Source organism: Arthrobacter sp. MOO21 (assembly GCF_057369995.2).
In genome coordinates, this window is record NZ_CM170671.2 from 3,440,933 (window position 1) to 3,456,418 (window position 15,486).

The 15,486-nt window shown below is 66.8% G+C and carries 11 protein-coding genes and 2 tRNA genes; 11 read left to right on the top strand and 2 right to left on the bottom strand.

The window, feature by feature from the left end:
- The first annotated feature begins 33 nt into the window (after window positions 1-33).
- The 3 genes from metG to AC2JAJ_RS15985 all read left to right on the top strand — a co-directional run bounded on the left by metG (window position 34) and on the right by AC2JAJ_RS15985 (window position 3,956).
- Window positions 34-1,590: a methionine--tRNA ligase gene (metG, locus tag AC2JAJ_RS15975; protein WP_486415200.1), complete on the top strand. Its 1,557-nt coding sequence runs from the start codon at window positions 34-36 to the stop codon at window positions 1,588-1,590.
- Between the two features lie 87 nt (window positions 1,591-1,677).
- Window positions 1,678-2,730, top strand: coding sequence for a 3-isopropylmalate dehydrogenase (locus AC2JAJ_RS15980; RefSeq protein WP_221386844.1), 1,053 nt, complete (start codon window positions 1,678-1,680; stop codon window positions 2,728-2,730).
- A 113-nt stretch (window positions 2,731-2,843) separates the two neighbouring features.
- Window positions 2,844-3,956, top strand: coding sequence for a branched-chain amino acid aminotransferase (locus tag AC2JAJ_RS15985; protein ID WP_221386845.1), 1,113 nt, complete (start codon window positions 2,844-2,846; stop codon window positions 3,954-3,956).
- Between the two features lie 91 nt (window positions 3,957-4,047).
- Here the strand turns inward: AC2JAJ_RS15985 and AC2JAJ_RS15990 are convergent, their stop codons facing one another.
- On the bottom strand, window positions 4,048-5,349 hold the full coding sequence (locus AC2JAJ_RS15990) for an LGFP repeat-containing protein (protein ID WP_486415199.1): 1,302 nt from the start codon (window positions 5,347-5,349) through the stop codon (window positions 4,048-4,050).
- 369 nt (window positions 5,350-5,718) lie between these two features.
- Between AC2JAJ_RS15990 and AC2JAJ_RS15995 the strand changes: the two genes are divergently transcribed.
- From AC2JAJ_RS15995 to AC2JAJ_RS16010, 4 genes are read left to right on the top strand one after another with little or no spacing between them, the layout of a single operon-like run.
- On the top strand, window positions 5,719-6,537 hold the full coding sequence (locus tag AC2JAJ_RS15995) for an MBL fold metallo-hydrolase (protein ID WP_486415198.1): 819 nt from the start codon (window positions 5,719-5,721) through the stop codon (window positions 6,535-6,537).
- A gap of 16 nt (window positions 6,538-6,553) precedes the next feature.
- Window positions 6,554-7,330 (top strand): fumarylacetoacetate hydrolase family protein, encoded by a 777-nt coding sequence (locus tag AC2JAJ_RS16000; protein ID WP_486415197.1) that lies wholly within the window; start codon window positions 6,554-6,556, stop codon window positions 7,328-7,330.
- Between the two features lie 57 nt (window positions 7,331-7,387).
- Window positions 7,388-8,902, top strand: a complete 1,515-nt coding sequence (gene gltX, locus AC2JAJ_RS16005; protein WP_473696984.1) for a glutamate--tRNA ligase — start codon at window positions 7,388-7,390, stop codon at window positions 8,900-8,902.
- Window positions 8,902-9,639, top strand: coding sequence for an HAD family hydrolase (locus AC2JAJ_RS16010; protein WP_473696985.1), 738 nt, complete (start codon window positions 8,902-8,904; stop codon window positions 9,637-9,639). The genes gltX and AC2JAJ_RS16010 overlap by 1 nt, the downstream gene beginning before the upstream one ends.
- An 85-nt stretch (window positions 9,640-9,724) precedes the next feature.
- Here AC2JAJ_RS16010 and AC2JAJ_RS16015 read toward each other — a convergent pair whose 3' ends face one another.
- The gene (locus tag AC2JAJ_RS16015; protein WP_486415196.1) at window positions 9,725-11,287 is read right to left on the bottom strand and encodes a hypothetical protein; all 1,563 of its coding nucleotides are present in this window, start codon (window positions 11,285-11,287) and stop codon (window positions 9,725-9,727) included.
- A gap of 301 nt (window positions 11,288-11,588) precedes the next feature.
- Between AC2JAJ_RS16015 and AC2JAJ_RS16020 the strand changes: the two genes are divergently transcribed.
- The 4 genes from AC2JAJ_RS16020 (at window position 11,589) to AC2JAJ_RS16035 (ending at window position 15,449) form a co-directional block, all read left to right on the top strand.
- Window positions 11,589-11,660, top strand: a tRNA-Gln gene (locus AC2JAJ_RS16020).
- 128 nt (window positions 11,661-11,788) lie between these two features.
- Window positions 11,789-11,864, top strand: a tRNA-Glu gene (locus AC2JAJ_RS16025).
- 202 nt (window positions 11,865-12,066) lie between these two features.
- Window positions 12,067-13,842, top strand: a complete 1,776-nt coding sequence (locus AC2JAJ_RS16030; protein WP_486415195.1) for a dynamin family protein — start codon at window positions 12,067-12,069, stop codon at window positions 13,840-13,842.
- Complete coding sequence (locus tag AC2JAJ_RS16035; RefSeq protein WP_501053189.1) at window positions 13,839-15,449, top strand: GTPase; 1,611 nt, start codon at window positions 13,839-13,841, stop codon at window positions 15,447-15,449. The genes AC2JAJ_RS16030 and AC2JAJ_RS16035 overlap by 4 nt, the downstream gene beginning before the upstream one ends.
- Window positions 15,450-15,486: the final 37 nt, after the last annotated feature.

The window sequence follows — 15,486 nt, forward strand, 5'->3', positions numbered from 1 at the left end:
CTGCCCCTCCGCACCGAAGGTAAACGTCCAACCGTGACTGCTCCAGAGAAAACGCCGTTCTACATCACCACGGCCATCACCTACCCCAACGGCGTGCCGCACATCGGCCACGCCTATGAGTACATAGCCACCGACGCCATGGCCCGCTTCAAGCGCCTGGACGGCTATGACGTGATGTTCCTGACCGGCACGGATGAGCACGGCATGAAGATCGCCCAGACCGCGGAGAAGGAAGGCATCACTCCCAAGGAACTGGTCAACCGGAACGCGGACATCTACAAGGCTGCGCACTCCGCCCTGGGGATCAGCTACGACCGCTTCATCCGGACCACCGACGAGGACCACTACACGGCCTCGCAGGCGCTCTGGAAGAAGATGGAGGCCAACGGCGATATCTACCTCTCCAAGTACGAGGGCTGGTATTCCGTCCGGGACGAGGCTTTTTACAGCGAAGATGACACCGTGGTCAAGGACGACGGCGTGCGGTACTCGAAGGAGACGGACACGGAGGTGACGTGGACGGCCGAGGAGAGCTACTTCTTCCGGCTCTCCGCCTACCAGGACAAGCTGCTGGCACTGTACGAGGCGCAGCCGGAATTCGGCGCCCCCCAGTACCGGTTCAACGAGGTCATCAGCTTCGTCAAGCGCGGCCTCGAGGACCTGTCCATCAGCCGCACCACCTTCGACTGGGGTGTCCCCGTCCCCGGAAACGACAAGCACGTGATGTACGTCTGGGTGGACGCGCTGACCAACTACCTCACGGGTGTTGGCTACCCGGACGTCGATTCAGAGAAATTCCGGAAGTTCTGGCCCGCCGACGTCCACATCATCGGCAAGGATATCTCCCGCTTCCACGCGATCTACTGGCCGGCCTTCCTGATGAGCGCCGGGCTGGAGCTGCCCAAGCGGGTCATGATCCACGGGTTCCTGCACAACAACGGGGTCAAGATGTCCAAGTCGCTGGGCAACGTGGTGGCCCCCGCGGACTTCGTGGCGCAGTACGGCCTGGACCAGGTGCGCTACTTCTTCCTGCGCGAGGTGCCGTTCGGTGCGGACGGCAGCTACAACCACGAGGCGATCGTAGGGCGGATGAACTCCGACCTGGCGAACAACTTCGGCAACCTCGCCCAGCGCTCCCTGTCCATGGTGGCCAAGAACTGCGGGGCGGCAGTGCCCACTCCTGGGGAGTTCACCGAGGCGGACAACGCCATCCTGGCCAAGGCCAACGGACTGCTCGACGCCGCACGTGCCGCCTTCGACAAGCAGGAGTTCAGCCGGGCGCTGGAAGCCATCTGGCACGTCCTCGGCGATACCAACGCGTACTTCGCCGAGCAGGCCCCGTGGGTGCTGCGGAAGACCGACGTCGAACGCATGAACACCGTGCTGTACGTGACACTGGAGGTGCTGCGGATCGTGGCGATCCTGGCCCAGCCCGTGATGCCGAACGCCACGGCGAAGCTGCTGGACGCGCTGGGACAGCCGGAAGGAGACGCCCGCCAGTTCTCCGCGATTGGAACGCCCATCGCGGCCGGCACTGCCCTGCCCGCTCCCAGTCCCGTGTTCCCCAAATTCGAGGAACCCGCGGCGTAAGGAGCCCCCACACCCTGGCGGATGCGCCCATGTCCAAAAGCTGAGACGGCTTGACCAGCATATGGATGTCTTGGCTACCCTGAAAGCATGAGCGCATCCTCCATTGATCTTGCAGTAATTCCCGGCGACGGCATCGGCCCCGAAGTCATTGCCGAGGCAGTCAAAGTCCTGGAAAAGGCAGTGGCCGCTGAGGGTGTCGAACTCAAGCAGACACACTACGACCTCGGCGCCGGGCACTGGCTGGCCACGGGGGAGACCCTGCCGGACCATGTCCTGGAGGACCTCAAAACGCGCGACGCCATCCTGTTCGGCGCTGTCGGCGCCGCACCCGGCGACACCCGGATCCCGTCCGGGCTCATCGAGCGCGAGATGCTGCTGAAGCTGCGGTTCAGCCTGGACCACTACGTCAACCTGCGGCCGTCCCGGCTGTACGGAACAGTGGGCAGCCCGCTGGCCAACCCCGGCACCATCGACTTCATCGTGGTCCGCGAAGGTACCGAGGGCCCCTACGTTGGCAACGGCGGTACGCTGCGGGCAGGAACCCCGCACGAGGTGGCAACCGAGGTGTCGCTGAACACCGCCCACGGCGTGGAGCGCGTGGTCCGTGATGCCTTCCGCCGTGCCGGCGCCCGTGAACGCAAGCACGTCACCCTCGTCCACAAGCACAACGTCCTGGTCTACGCAGGGCACCTCTGGAAGCGCACCGTCGAGGCCGTCGCCCAGGAATTCCCGGAGGTCACCCACGACTACCTGCACGTGGACGCCGCCACCATCTTCATGGTCACCGACCCCTCCCGCTTTGATGTGATCGTCACGGACAACCTCTTCGGCGACATCCTCACCGACCTCGCCGCTGCCGTCACCGGCGGCATCGGCCTGGCCGCATCAGGCAACATCAACATGGACCGCACCGCCCCGTCCATGTTCGAACCGGTCCACGGCTCCGCTCCGGATATTGCCGGCCAGGGCAAGGCAGACCCCTCGGCAGCCATCCTCTCCGCCGCCCTCCTGCTGGACCACCTGGGCTACGCGGAAGCAGCCCGCAGGATCGAGGCCGCCGTGGCCGCCGACGTCGAAAAGCGCGACGGCACCGCACGCAGCACTAGTGCCATCGGCGACGCCATCGCTGCCGGCCTGTAGCTGTACTGCCCCGGCGGGTTGCCGCCGGCTTCGGGCGTAAGCTTGTCTCGAATCACCAAATGCCGCCTTGTTGTTCAGCGCTGAACCACCGGGCGGCCGATCGTGGAGGAACCATGACTCAGACCGCCCATGGCGTCGAATTCACCCGGCAGCCCTCGGCCAACCCGAAGTCTGCTGAAGAGCGTGCAGCCATCCTGGCAAACCCGGGATTCGGCAACTACTTCACCGACCACACCGCCATTGTCGACTACAGTGTCGACGCGGACGGCAACGGCGGCTGGCACGATGCCCGGATCGAAGCCTACGGGCCGATCGTCCTCGACCCCTCAGCCGCGGTCTTCCACTACGGCCAGGAGATCTTCGAAGGGCTCAAGGCCTACCGCCACGCCGACGGCTCCGTCTGGACCTTCCGGCCCGAGGCCAACGCCGCGCGCCTGAACAAGTCCGCACGCCGGCTGGCGCTTCCGGAGCTGCCTGCCGAATACTTCCTTGGCGCCATCCGCGAACTGGTGGCAGCTGACAAGGAATGGGTCCCCACCGGCGACGGCGAGGCCCTGTACCTGCGGCCGTTCATGATTGCCACCGAAGCGTTCCTCGGCGTCCGCGCCGCGCGTGAGGTGTCCTTCCGGGTGATCGCCTCGCCGGCCGGGAACTACTTCGGCGGCGAGCTCAAGCCCGTTTCCATCTGGATCTCCCGCCAGTACGCCCGCGCCGGCCGCGGCGGCACCGGCGATGCCAAGTGCGGCGGCAACTACGCTGCCTCGCTTATCGCCCAGCAGGAGGCGGAGGCCAACGGCTGCAAGCAGGTCCTCTTCCTGGACCACTTCAACGACGACGCCGTGGAAGAACTGGGCGGCATGAACGTGTTCTTCGTCATGAAGGACGGCTCGCTGGTTACGCCCGCGCTCACCGGCACCATCCTGGAAGGCGTCACCCGGATGTCCGTGATCCAGGTCGCCAAGGACATGGGCCGGGAGGTGGCCGAGCGCAAGATCACCCTCGACGAATGGCGCGACGGCGTTGCCTCCGGCGAGATCACCGAGGTGTTCGCCTGCGGTACCGCCGCCGTCATCACCCCGATCGGCGTGCTGAAGGACGCCACCGAGTTCATCGGCTCCGAGGACGCCAAGGCGGGGGAGACCACCATGGCCATCCGCCAAAAGCTCCTTGGCATCCAGACCGGCGCCGAACCCGACACCCACGGCTGGCTGACCCGCCTGGCGTAGTCCACCTGTAAAAGTACGACGGCGGGTGCCCGGCTGAGAGCCGGGCACCCGCCGTAGTCATTTGTCCGTGCAGCGGCGCGGTCGCTACCGGCTACGGGGCATACCCTCCTTCGGTGCCCAGGCCGGTGCCCCAGACCAGCTGGCCGCCTTGAAAGTACTGGGCGCACCCGGTGCCGTCCAGCCGGCAATACTCGGGGCTGACGGGGTATCCCAAGTAACCATTTTCTGCTCCGGCCATCCTCCAACGGGTTTCCATTCCTCCGCGGATTGGCCAAGCCCCGAGTCCCGGAGCCCAATACATCCTGCCGAGGGCGAACTGCTGAAAGCATCCGCCGGATTGCAGCCCACAGGTCTCCTGCGATGTCGTGGGCGCCCCCAAATAGGTGACGTAGCGCTCGAACTTAGCCCCGATCGCACCGGCAGTTAGCTGAGTACCTGCGGCAGGACTCCATACCAGGAACGCGCCGCTGTGGAATCGCTGGTAGCAAAGACCCAAGTGACAGAATTCCTGGCGGATCGGATAGCCAAGGGCGCCCCGCTCTGCCCCTGACGAAGACCAGGCACTCAGGATGCCACCACTGACGGTTGACGGGCCTACTACAGGGGCCCAGTATGCCCGGCCGGCTTCCAGGTGCTGCACGCAGCCACCGCCGGCGAGGCCGCACTGCTCCTCAGACGTGGGCCACCCAAGCCCGGATCCCGCGCTGAAGCGATAGAAGGCATCGATTGCCCCCGTCATGGTGAATGTCCCGAGCGTGGGTGAGGCGAACACTATGCCGCGGTCAAAAGCCTGGCGGCACCCTTTTTCGGAGCACTCGGGGGCGCCGTACGGGCCGCCCAGTGCTGCTGCATGTTCCATGAAGTAGGTGTAGACACCACCGAAGGTCACAGCAGTGAGTCCATTTCCACGTGTGTAGGTGAGGCCGCGCTCGAACGTCTGGCTGCACACGGCGCCGGAGGAACACTCGGGATCTGCCAAAGGCCAGCCAAGCTGGTTCACGTAAGAGTTGTAGACCTGGTTATCACCCGGCACCAGGATGGCAGGGCCCGCGCCTTGGACATAGATGGTGCCACTGTGGAATGTCTGGCGGCAGTTGAGGGCTGCATCGCATACCGTCGACCGGACAGGCGAACCAACCTTTTCACCCAACAGGCCCCCGACGGTATTCCATTTCAGGTAGATGGCACCGGAAACCATGATGGGCTGCTGGAATTCCGCAACGACGTAGAGCCCGCCATTGGTGAACGTTTGCCAGCACGGGTAACTACCTGTCCGGCATTCGACGTTTCCAGCCGGTTCACCGAGGACCGCATGATTCTCCGCATAGGCCTTTTCGATGGCCGTTTGCGAGTATTGGAGTGGCGTGGGAGCAGGAGGTGCAGTGGCTGCCACAGCGCTGCCGGCACCGGCCACAAAGAGAAGCAGTGCGCACGCGAAAGCCGAGAGAAGCCGCCCCCTGAGCGGGAAGGATGCCCTGCTTACGGGCCAGGATAATGTACCAATTGTTCTATTCACGAAGCCCCCCAAAATCAGGGGAAACCCCCTGTGTTTACTGAACGCTAAATGGTCTCATGCCGTACAGCCCCGCCCCTCATTCGCATCCATTTTTCTTAGGACGGGTCTTTGCCCTGCCCAAGGACAGGATGAACCGCATTGATAAAGCGCCGGCACCTTTTCCCGGGGGGATTCCATTGAGGCCAATCGTTGTCCAGATTCCCTGCTTTTGGAATGCATTCCCGCCGTTGATGCAAGGATGGATGGGTGACTCCACCTTCCGGTCCCGTCCTGCAGCGCAGCTCCACCCTTACGCAGTTCGTCCTCGCTCCCAATCCGGGGCCCATGAGCCTGGACGGCACCAACTCCTATCTGTTGCGTGCCCCCGGCCACCCCACCGTGGTGGTCGTCGACCCCGGCCCGCACGACGAAAGCCACCTCAACGCACTTGCCCGGGCGGGCGCCGTCGAACTCGTCCTGGTGACCCACCGCCACGCGGACCACACGGCAGGGTCCGCCCGCCTGCACGAACTCACCGGGGCGCCGGTCCGGGCGGCGGACCCTGCCCACTGCCACGGCGGGGGAGCGCCGCTGCTCCCGGGCGAAACCATCCACGCAGCCGGCCTGGACATCGCGGTGCTGGCCACGCCGGGCCACACCTCCGACTCCGTTTGCTTCCACCTGCCAGGGGACGGGGCGCACGGTTCGGTCCTGACGGGCGATACCGTCCTGGGCCGGGGTACCACCATGCTGGACTACCCGGACGGAACCCTGGGCGACTATCTTTCGTCCCTCGACCGGCTGGAGGCGCTGGGACCGGCCACCGTCCTCCCCGCGCATGGCCCGGTGCTGCCCTCACTGGAAGGTGTCGTCCGGGACTACCGCCGGCACCGGGAGGAACGCCTGGCGCAGATCCGCGCCGTGCTGGGACGGCTGGGGCAGGACGCATCCGTAGGCGAGGTGGCCGACGAGGTCTATTCCGACGTCGACCGTTCAGTCCGGCGCGCTGCCGAAATGTCCGTCGCCGCTCAGCTTTCCTACCTGCGCGGCGCGGGCGCTGCAGGCGGCGGGAGGCCACCGGCGTAACGGTAGGGTAGGAGCCATGCGTATTGCCCGATTTGTTGTCGATTCCGATCCCCTCTACGGCGTGGTGGACGGTGAGCCCGGCAGTGAGGAGATCACTGTCATCCACGGCGACCCCTTCTTCAACGGCGTGGAGCGCACGTCCGTCCGCCACAAGCTCGAAGACGTCCGGCTGCTGGCACCGATCATCCCTCGCAGCAAGGTCATCGGCGTCGGCCGGAACTTCGTGGAGCACGCCCATGAACTGGGCAACGAGGTACCCGCCTCGCCGCTGCTCTTCCTCAAGCCCAACACCGCCGTCGTGGGTCCCAACGATCCCGTGGTGCTGCCGGAATTCTCCGAAGAAGTCTCCTTCGAGGCCGAACTCTGCGTGGTGATCGGGCGGATCTGCAAGGACGTGCCGGAAGACCGCGTGGACGACGTCATCTTCGGGTACACCTGCGGCAACGACCTCACCGCCCGCGACGTCCAGAAGACCGACCTGCAGTGGACCCGCGCCAAGGGCTTCGACACCTCCGCCCCGCTGGGCCCCTGGATCGAGACCGACCTCGACACCGAAGACCTCCAGATCGTAGGCCGGCTGAACGGTGAGGTGCGCCAGGACGGGAGCACCAGCCAGATGATCCGCGGCGTCCGGGAACTGGTGTCCGTGGTCTCGCAGGCGTTCACCCTGCTGCCCGGCGATGTGATCATGACAGGCACCCCGGCAGGCGTCGGCCTGGTCAAGGAGGGCGACCGCTTCGAAGTGGAGATCGAGGGCATCGGCCGGCTTTCCAACCCGATCGTGCGCCGCTGATCCCACCCGCAGGGCAAAGAACGGGGCCCTGGCCGAGGCGGTAAAGTTGAAGCCACTATGACTATCGCTTCCTCGTCGCCTGCCGCCTCCATCCCGCCTGTCACCGCCGAGACCCCGGTCCGGGTCCGGTTCTGCCCCTCGCCTACGGGCACCCCGCACGTCGGCCTGATCCGGACCGCCCTCTTCAACTGGGCCTACGCCCGGCACACCAAGGGCACCCTGGTGTTCAGGATCGAGGACACGGATTCGGCGCGGGACAGCGAGGAAAGCTACCACCAGCTGCTGGATGCGCTGAAGTGGCTGGGTATCGACTGGGACGAGGGCGTTGAGGTGGGCGGCCCGCACGAGCCCTACAGGCAGTCCCAGCGCAGCGACATCTACCAGGATGTCATCAAGCGGCTGCACGACGGCGGATTCATCTACGAGTCCTTTTCCACCCCGGAAGAAATCGAGGCGCGCCACCGCGCGGCAGGCCGGGACCCGAAGCTGGGCTACGACGGCTTCGACCGGCACCTGACCGAGGAGCAGCTCGCCCAGTACAAGGCTGAAGGCCGCCAGGCGGTCCTCCGCCTGCGCATGCCGGACGAGGACATCACCTTCACCGACCTGGTCCGCGGCGACATCACCTTCAAGGCCGGATCCGTCCCCGACTTCGCGGTGGTGCGGGCCAATGGAGCGCCCCTGTATACGCTGGTAAACCCCGTGGACGACGCCCTCATGGGCATCACCCATGTGCTCCGCGGCGAGGACCTGCTCAGCTCCACGCCCCGCCAGATCGCCCTGTACCGGGCGCTGTACGCGATCGGCGTTGCCGAATACATGCCGGAATTCGGCCACCTGCCCTACGTGATGGGGCAGGGCAACAAGAAGCTCTCCAAGCGGGACCCCGAGTCCAGCCTCTTCCTGCACCGCGAGCGGGGCTTTATTCCGGAGGGCCTGCTGAACTACCTGTCCCTGCTGGGCTGGTCGCTCAGCGCCGACGAGGACATCTTCACCGTCGAACAGCTCGTTGAGCACTTCGATATCCACGACGTCCTCGCCAACCCGGCACGCTTCGACCTGAAGAAGGCCGAGGCCATCAACGGCACCCATGTACGGATGCTCGCCCCCGGGGTGTTCCGGGACCGGGTGGTGCACTACCTGCGCGAAGCGGGCCTGGTGGGGGAGATCCTGACCGACCGCGAAGAGGAAATCGTCACTGAAGCCGCACCCCTGATCCAGGAGCGCATCACCCTGCTGGGCGAGGCGCCGGACATGCTGGCGTTCCTGTTCAAGGCGGACGACGCCATCGACATTGCCGACGACGCCCGCAAGGGACTGCCCGCCAACCTCACCGAGGTGCTGGACGCCGCCATCGCCGCGCTGGACGCCGTGGATGACTGGACGGCGGAGGACATCCAGACCGCATTGAAGCAGGCGCTCGTGGAGGACCTGGGCATTAAGCCCCGGCTGGCGTTCGGGCCCGTGCGCACGGCTGTTTCCGGCCGCCGCATTTCCCCGCCGCTGTTCGAGTCGATGGTGATCCTGGGCAAGGAGTCATCCCTGCGCAGGCTCCAGGCTTTCCGCGGCTGATGTCGGCTCCCAGCAAGGCTCGCGCGGGCGTCCTCGAAACCCGTTTCGGGACGGTCCGGGGCGTCCTCTTCGACATCGATGACACCCTGGTGGACCTCGAGTACTCGATGACCACGGCGCTGCGGGAAGTCAGCGAACATCTCCTGCCCGGACTCGACCAGGCCGGGTGGGAGCGGTTCGGCCGCATCTTCACGCACGAGACCACGCATTACTACGACCGGTATCTGGCGGGTGAGCTGACCTTCAACGAACAGCGCCTGCTCCGGGGCCGCGCCGCGCTGGGGCACTTCGGTGTCGAACTGGCCGAGGGGGAGGAATCGCACCGCTGGCTCTCGGCGTACATGGAGAAGCAGCCGTCCTACGTGAAGCCGTTTCCGGATGTGCTTCCCCTGCTGGACGTCCTGGACCGTGTTGGCATCCCCTACGGGGCGGTCAGCAACAATGTCCATGACTACCAGCGGGCCAAACTGGACGGCGCCGGTCTGGAACGGGTCACCCACCTGGTGGGCACAGACACCCTGGGCGTGGCAAAGCCTGATCCGGCCATGTACCTCGAGGGCGTGAGGCTTTTGGGCACCGCGCCGGGGGAAACCCTCTATGTCGGCGACAACCGGCTGCTGGACGCGGAGGGTTCCACGGCGGCAGGGCTGCTGGGTGTGTGGCTTAACCGCTCGGGCGAGGTCGTGGAGGGTTTCGAGGGCGGCATGGTGGCTTCCCTGAACCAGCTGCTGCCATAGGCCCCAGCTGCTGCAATAGGCGCAGAATGCGACGGCCGCGGCCGAAAGGACCGCGGCCGTCGCGCCAGCGAATTGCCCTCGGCCGTCAGGCGGCCTTGAAACGCAGGGCACGCCTGCGGAGGACCAGGTAGGCGGCGACGGCGGCAGCCACCAGGAGTGCCGCCAGCAACAGTGCGGTTACAGGGTCGTTGAGCCACGACGATGGCGAGACAGCGGCAACCTTCGTGTGCAGCTCCTGGGTTCCGGCCGCGATCCGTGAATTGCCGTCGGCCAGCTTGCCGGCACCCTCGGCGAGTTTGCCCGAACCGTCGTCCAACTTGCCATTTCCCTCGGCGAGCTGTCCGGTTCCGTCAGCCAGCCGGGTTGAGCCCGACTGCAGCTGGCCTGTTCCCCGGCTCAGCGTGGTTGTGCCGTCGGAGAGGGCTTGGGTTCCAGCCAGCAGCCCGGGGTTTGCCGGGTCGCCATCCCCGTTGATTCCGGCGCTGAGTTTGGTGGTGCCGTCCTGCAGGTTGTTGGCGGCGTAAATCAGGCCCGGGCTGTCCGGGTTACCGGGAACGCCGTCCATTCCCACCCTGATTTTGGCCGTGCCGTCGGCCAGCATCGAAGTGCCCAGGACTACGCCGGGATTCTGGGGGTCCGTGGCGTTGAGCTTTTCCGCCAAGGTGGCGAAGCCTGCCTTCAGCCGCCCCGCGCCGTCGTCCAACTGGCTGGCCCCCGTGCTCAACCTGACCGTTCCCGCCTTCAGCTGCCCGGCGCCGTCGTTCAGCTTTGCGGCGCCCGCGTCGAGCTGGCCCGCCCCTGCATAGGCCCGCCGGCCGCCGTCGGCCAGTTTGGCGATCTGGTCCTTTATCACCGCAAGGGGCACCAGGCCCTGGGGCCCGTTGGCAGCCGCTTCAAGTTGGTCCAGTCCCTGGCTGAGGGCGGCGAGCCCGTCGCCCTTGGTGGGATCATTTCCCGCCCCCGGGTATCCCTTGAGCTGGGCTGTTCCGTTCTTCAGCGCCGCAGTTCCGGCGTTGAGGCTGCCAGCCCCGGCATCCAATTGTCCGGCTCCCGCCGCTAGTTGGTTGGTCCCCGCTGCCAGCTGCCCCGCGCCGTCAGCCAGGTTGTTTGGCGCGTTTCCGGATGCCGTGGGGGTCAGTGCCGCGGAAAGCGCGACGGCGCCGGCCCTAAGCTTTCGCGCGCCGTCATCCACCTGGTACACACCCGGGACGAGTTTGTTCAGGACATCGTTCTGGAGCTTGGTGGTACCGGCATGAAGCCTGTCCACCCCCGGCGCCAACTGGTCGCGGACACCAGTGAAGATCCTGCCGGCGCCCGACTCCAGGGCCGCGGCACCGGCATTGAGTTCCGTACTGCCGTCCTTAACCTTGCCCGCACCGTCCTTCACCTGGACCGCGCCCTTGTTGGCGGCTCCTGCGCCCGTGGCCAGCTGGCCCGAACCGTCCTTGAGCTGGGCGGCTCCGGCCGCGGCCTGTACGGCTCCGTCCATCAGCTGCGCAGCGCCGTTGGAGATCTGGCCTGTGAGGTAGGTGTAGAAGGCAAGGAACAGAACCAGTAACAGGGACAGGGCGATGATGGCGACGGACTGCGAACGGACCTTGGGTCTGGCTGAGGCGATGGTTGCTGTGCGGGTTGTCAACGCTGACACTTCCTAACTCTCCGCCTGACGACGCTGCCCTGCGGTGTGGACCGTTGTTGGTAAGGGGTTCCCGTTTCCTCGTGGGTTCCCTGAAAACTGGGGAGGGAGATTGTTACTGATGAGTAACTTACTCGAGAGTAACCACAGGGTGGGAGGGTGGGCAAGGGTTTTGCCCGATTGGTTCGGGCGGCATCCGGAAAGTGTGGCGGACGTCGATTTGTGCGAGCCGAAAGTCTCGGGTAAAGTAATTTCTCGTGCTGAGGCGCACGGAGCAGGGAAAAAGCCCTGAAAACCGGCCCGAAAGTGCCATTGGGATATGGTGTAATTGGCAACACTACGGTTTCTGGTACCGTCATTCTAGGTTCGAGTCCTGGTATCCCAGCTCTGGATTGCAGGCTGTTCCAGCCCGCAAATCGGAAGGTTTCCAGCCGGTCCGCCGATTTGAAACCAAAGCAAAGTGTGTGAAATACTCACTGAGCTTGAACAGCGGAAACGCTGGAAAAAGTACGCGGCCCCATCGTATAGCGGCCTAGTACGCCGCCCTCTCACGGCGGTAACGCGGGTTCGAATCCCGCTGGGGTCACCACCGAAATGGTCCCGGGCAGACGCCCGGGGCCATTTTTCATTTCCCCGTTTATCCTTTCCTAGGGAACGCCCCATCACGTCCTGCACGAATCCTTGCAACATGACGTGGCGTTGCCGGGGGAGCGGCGAAAGGTGATGGCGGGTTGGAGGGGGCGACGCGCCGCGGCAGCCGCCGGCCGGGCCTGAACTGGCATGATGTTGGTGTGACCTCCCGGAACGAGCATGCAGGCGCCGCACGGCTGGAAGCACGCACCGCAGAGGCGGTGGCGCTGCTGGAGGAGATCCGTGCGGGCCTGGCCGGGGTCACGTTGCCGCTGGCGTTGCCGGGCGCTGAGCAGGCCCGCCGCGAAGTTGCCGCAGCAGCAGCGCAGCTCGACGATTACATCCTTCCGCGGTACCGGAGCCTGGATGCTCCGCTGCTCGCCGTCGTCGGAGGTTCCACGGGCGCCGGCAAATCTACGCTGGTGAACGGCCTCGTGGGGCATCCGGTGACCCGCGCGGGCGCAATCCGTCCCACTACCCGCCAGCCCATCCTGCTGCACCATCCAGACGAAGCCGCCTGGTTCGAAGGGCAGCGCGTCCTGCCCGGGTTCAGCCGCATCCGCGGTGCCCTTGCCGGTGGAGCTGTCGTCCCGGGCGGGGGAACATCGCGGACGGACCCTGACTCTGCAACGTCCCTTGTCCTGCTTGCCGACGCCGCGGTGCCTGCCGGCGTCGCACTCCTGGACGCACCTGACGTTGACTCCATTTCCGACCACAACCGGCTGCTCGCGGGCCAGCTGCTGGCCGCCGCCGACCTGTGGGTGTTTGTCACCACCGCAAACCGTTACGCGGACGCCGTCCCGTGGACGCTGCTCCTGGATGCCGCCGGGCGGGACATAACCGTGGCCGTGGTGCTGGACAGGGTGCCTCCCGGCGCGGAGGCCGAGGTGAGCCAGGACCTTCGGGCCCTCCTGGACCGGGAAGGGCTCGGCGGGAGCCCGCTGTTCATCATTCCGGAGACGGCCCTGGATCCGCAGGGCATGCTGCCGGCGGGTGCCGTCACCGAGCTGGGGGAGTGGCTTGGCCGGCTGGCTGCCGATGCGGCCGGCCGCTCCGCCGTGGCCCGCCGTACCCTGAACGGAACTGTGCGCATGCTGGCCACCCGCATCGAAACGCTCGGGCAGGCTGCGCGGGAGCAGGAGCGCGCAGCGGCCCGCCTCGAAGCGGACGCCGTCGCCGCTTACGAGGACGCGGCCGGACGCATTCTGGACGCCACCCGCGACGGCGCCCTGCTGCGCGGCGAGGTGCTGGCGCGCTGGCAGGACTTTGTGGGCACCGGTGAGTTCTTCCGCGCGCTTGAGCAGAACGTGGGCCGCTTCCGTGACCGGCTGGGTGCCTTCTTCCGGGGCGAGCCGGCGCCGGCAGTGAAGGTTGAGGCCGCCATCGAAACCGGGTTGCAGGCGGTGATCCTCGATGAGGCCGCCAATGCCGCCGAGGATACCGACCAGCGGTGGCGCTCCGACCCCGCGGGCCGGCAGCTGCTGGGTACGGATGACCTCTCAGGAACGTCTGCCGGCTTCGCGGGGCGGGCGGCAGCGGAAATCCGGGCCTGGCAGGAAGGGCTGATGGAGCTGATCCGCACGGAAGGCCAGGGGCGCCGGACCCAGGCGCGCTGGCTGTCCTTCGGCATAAACGGCCTGGGGGCCGCGCTGATGATCGTGGTTTTCTCGATGACCGCGGGCCTGACGGGCCTGGAGATCGGGGTAGCCGGCGGTACCGCCGTCGTGGGCCAGCGGCTGCTGGAGGCGGTGTTCGGCGAGGACGCCGTCCGGCGCATGGCGGAGAAAGCGCGCACGGACCTGGCCGGACGCTGCCGCAGGCTGCTGCAGGAGGAACAGCAAAAGTTCCTCGAACGCCTGCCGGAGGAGAACCCGGCCGCAGCGGAGACGCTCGCGGCGCAGTCCCGTGCCCTGGCCCGGCTGGCGGACAACGCATGAGCCGGCACAGCGGAGCCAGGAAGCAGTCCTCCCTGGACCGCCAGCTGCAGGCGCTCCAGGACGCGTGCACCCTCGGCGAGGGAGTCCTCCCCGACGAACCGCTCCAGGAGGCCCTCCGCGTCCTGGAACGGGCCAGCTCCCGCCGCTCATTGTCCGCTGACCACACTGTGGTGGGGTTCTTCGGGGCGACGGGCAGCGGCAAGTCCTCCCTTTTCAACGCCGTCAGCGGGGCGGAAATCGCGACGGCGGCGGCTCGCCGGCCGACGACGTCCGAGCCTTTGGCAGGGGTCTGGGGAGCAGCGGGCAGCGATGCCCTGCTTGACTGGCTGGAGGTGGGGCGCCGGCACCACGCGGCCCCGGTGAAGGGCTTTGCCGACGAGGAAAGCGGCCTGATCTTGCTGGACCTTCCCGATTTCGACTCCACCCGTGCCGCCAACCGTGAAATCGTGCAGCGGATGGTGGGCATGGTGGATGTCCTCGTGTGGGTGCTCGATCCCCAGAAGTATGCAGACGCGGCGGTCCACAACGGCTTCCTGGCGCCGCACGCCTCCCACGGCGCCGTCACCCTTGTGGTCCTGAACCAGGTGGACAGGCTGCCGGAGCGCGACGTGGAGCCCGTGCTCGACTCCCTGCGCGGGATCCTCGCAGGGGAAGGCTTGGGCAAGGTGCGCGTGCTCGCGTCGTCCGCCGTCACCGGAGCGGGCGTAGGCGGGGTGCGTGACGCCATTCGGAAGGTGGCCTTCGAGCGCCAGGCCCGGTCACGGCGGCTGGAAGCCGACGTATCCCGTGCAGCCGGCGGACTCCACAACGCTTCGGGGGACGGCGAAGCCGCAGGCGTGCGGTCAGCGGCAAAAGCCCGGCTCGCCGAGGAACTCGCCGTGGCCGCAAACGTTCCCGCCGTGGTGCAGGCCGTGTCCCAGTCATACCGGCTCGAGTCGGTGCGCTGCACGGGCTGGCCGGTCACCCGCTGGCTCTCCAGGTTCCGGCCGGACCCCTTGAGGCGGCTCAACCTCCGCAGCAACGCGCCGGCCGGCCTCAACCGGACCTCGCTGCCGCCGGCCGGAGCGCCGGAACGGGCCCGGACGGACGCAGCCGTCAGGGAGTTCGCCGACGCCGCCAGCGCCGGGGCTCCCGGCCCCTGGCGCGCAGCAATCAGGGGTGCCGCCAGGGAAGGCAGGGACCGGCTGCCGGATGCCCTCGACCAGGCGATTGCCGGCGCGGACCTCGGCGCCAACCGCAGGGCGTGGTGGTGGGGCGTCTTCAACGTGGTGCAGTGGCTGGCGCTGCTGACGGTGCTGGGCGGCCTGGGCTGGCTTGGCGTCCTGGCCGCCCTGGGCTATTTCCAGATGCCGGTCCCGGAGGTGCCGCGGGTGGAGGGCTGGCCCGTGCCCACCCTCATGATCGCTTTTGGTGTTGTGTTAGGGATTTTCCTCGCCATTACGGGCCGCTTCATCGCTGCCGCTGCGGCCAGGGCCCGGGCCGCGCGGGCACGGAGGCGGCTCAACGCTGCTGTTGCTGCCGTGGCGCAGGAGATGGTGGTTGATCCGGTGGAGGCGGAGATCGCCCGGCTGTCCGCGTTCAATGCGGCGCTGAAGACGGCGGCGTAGGCGTCCCTCAGTTGGCGGCCCCGAAGTTGGCAGCGCC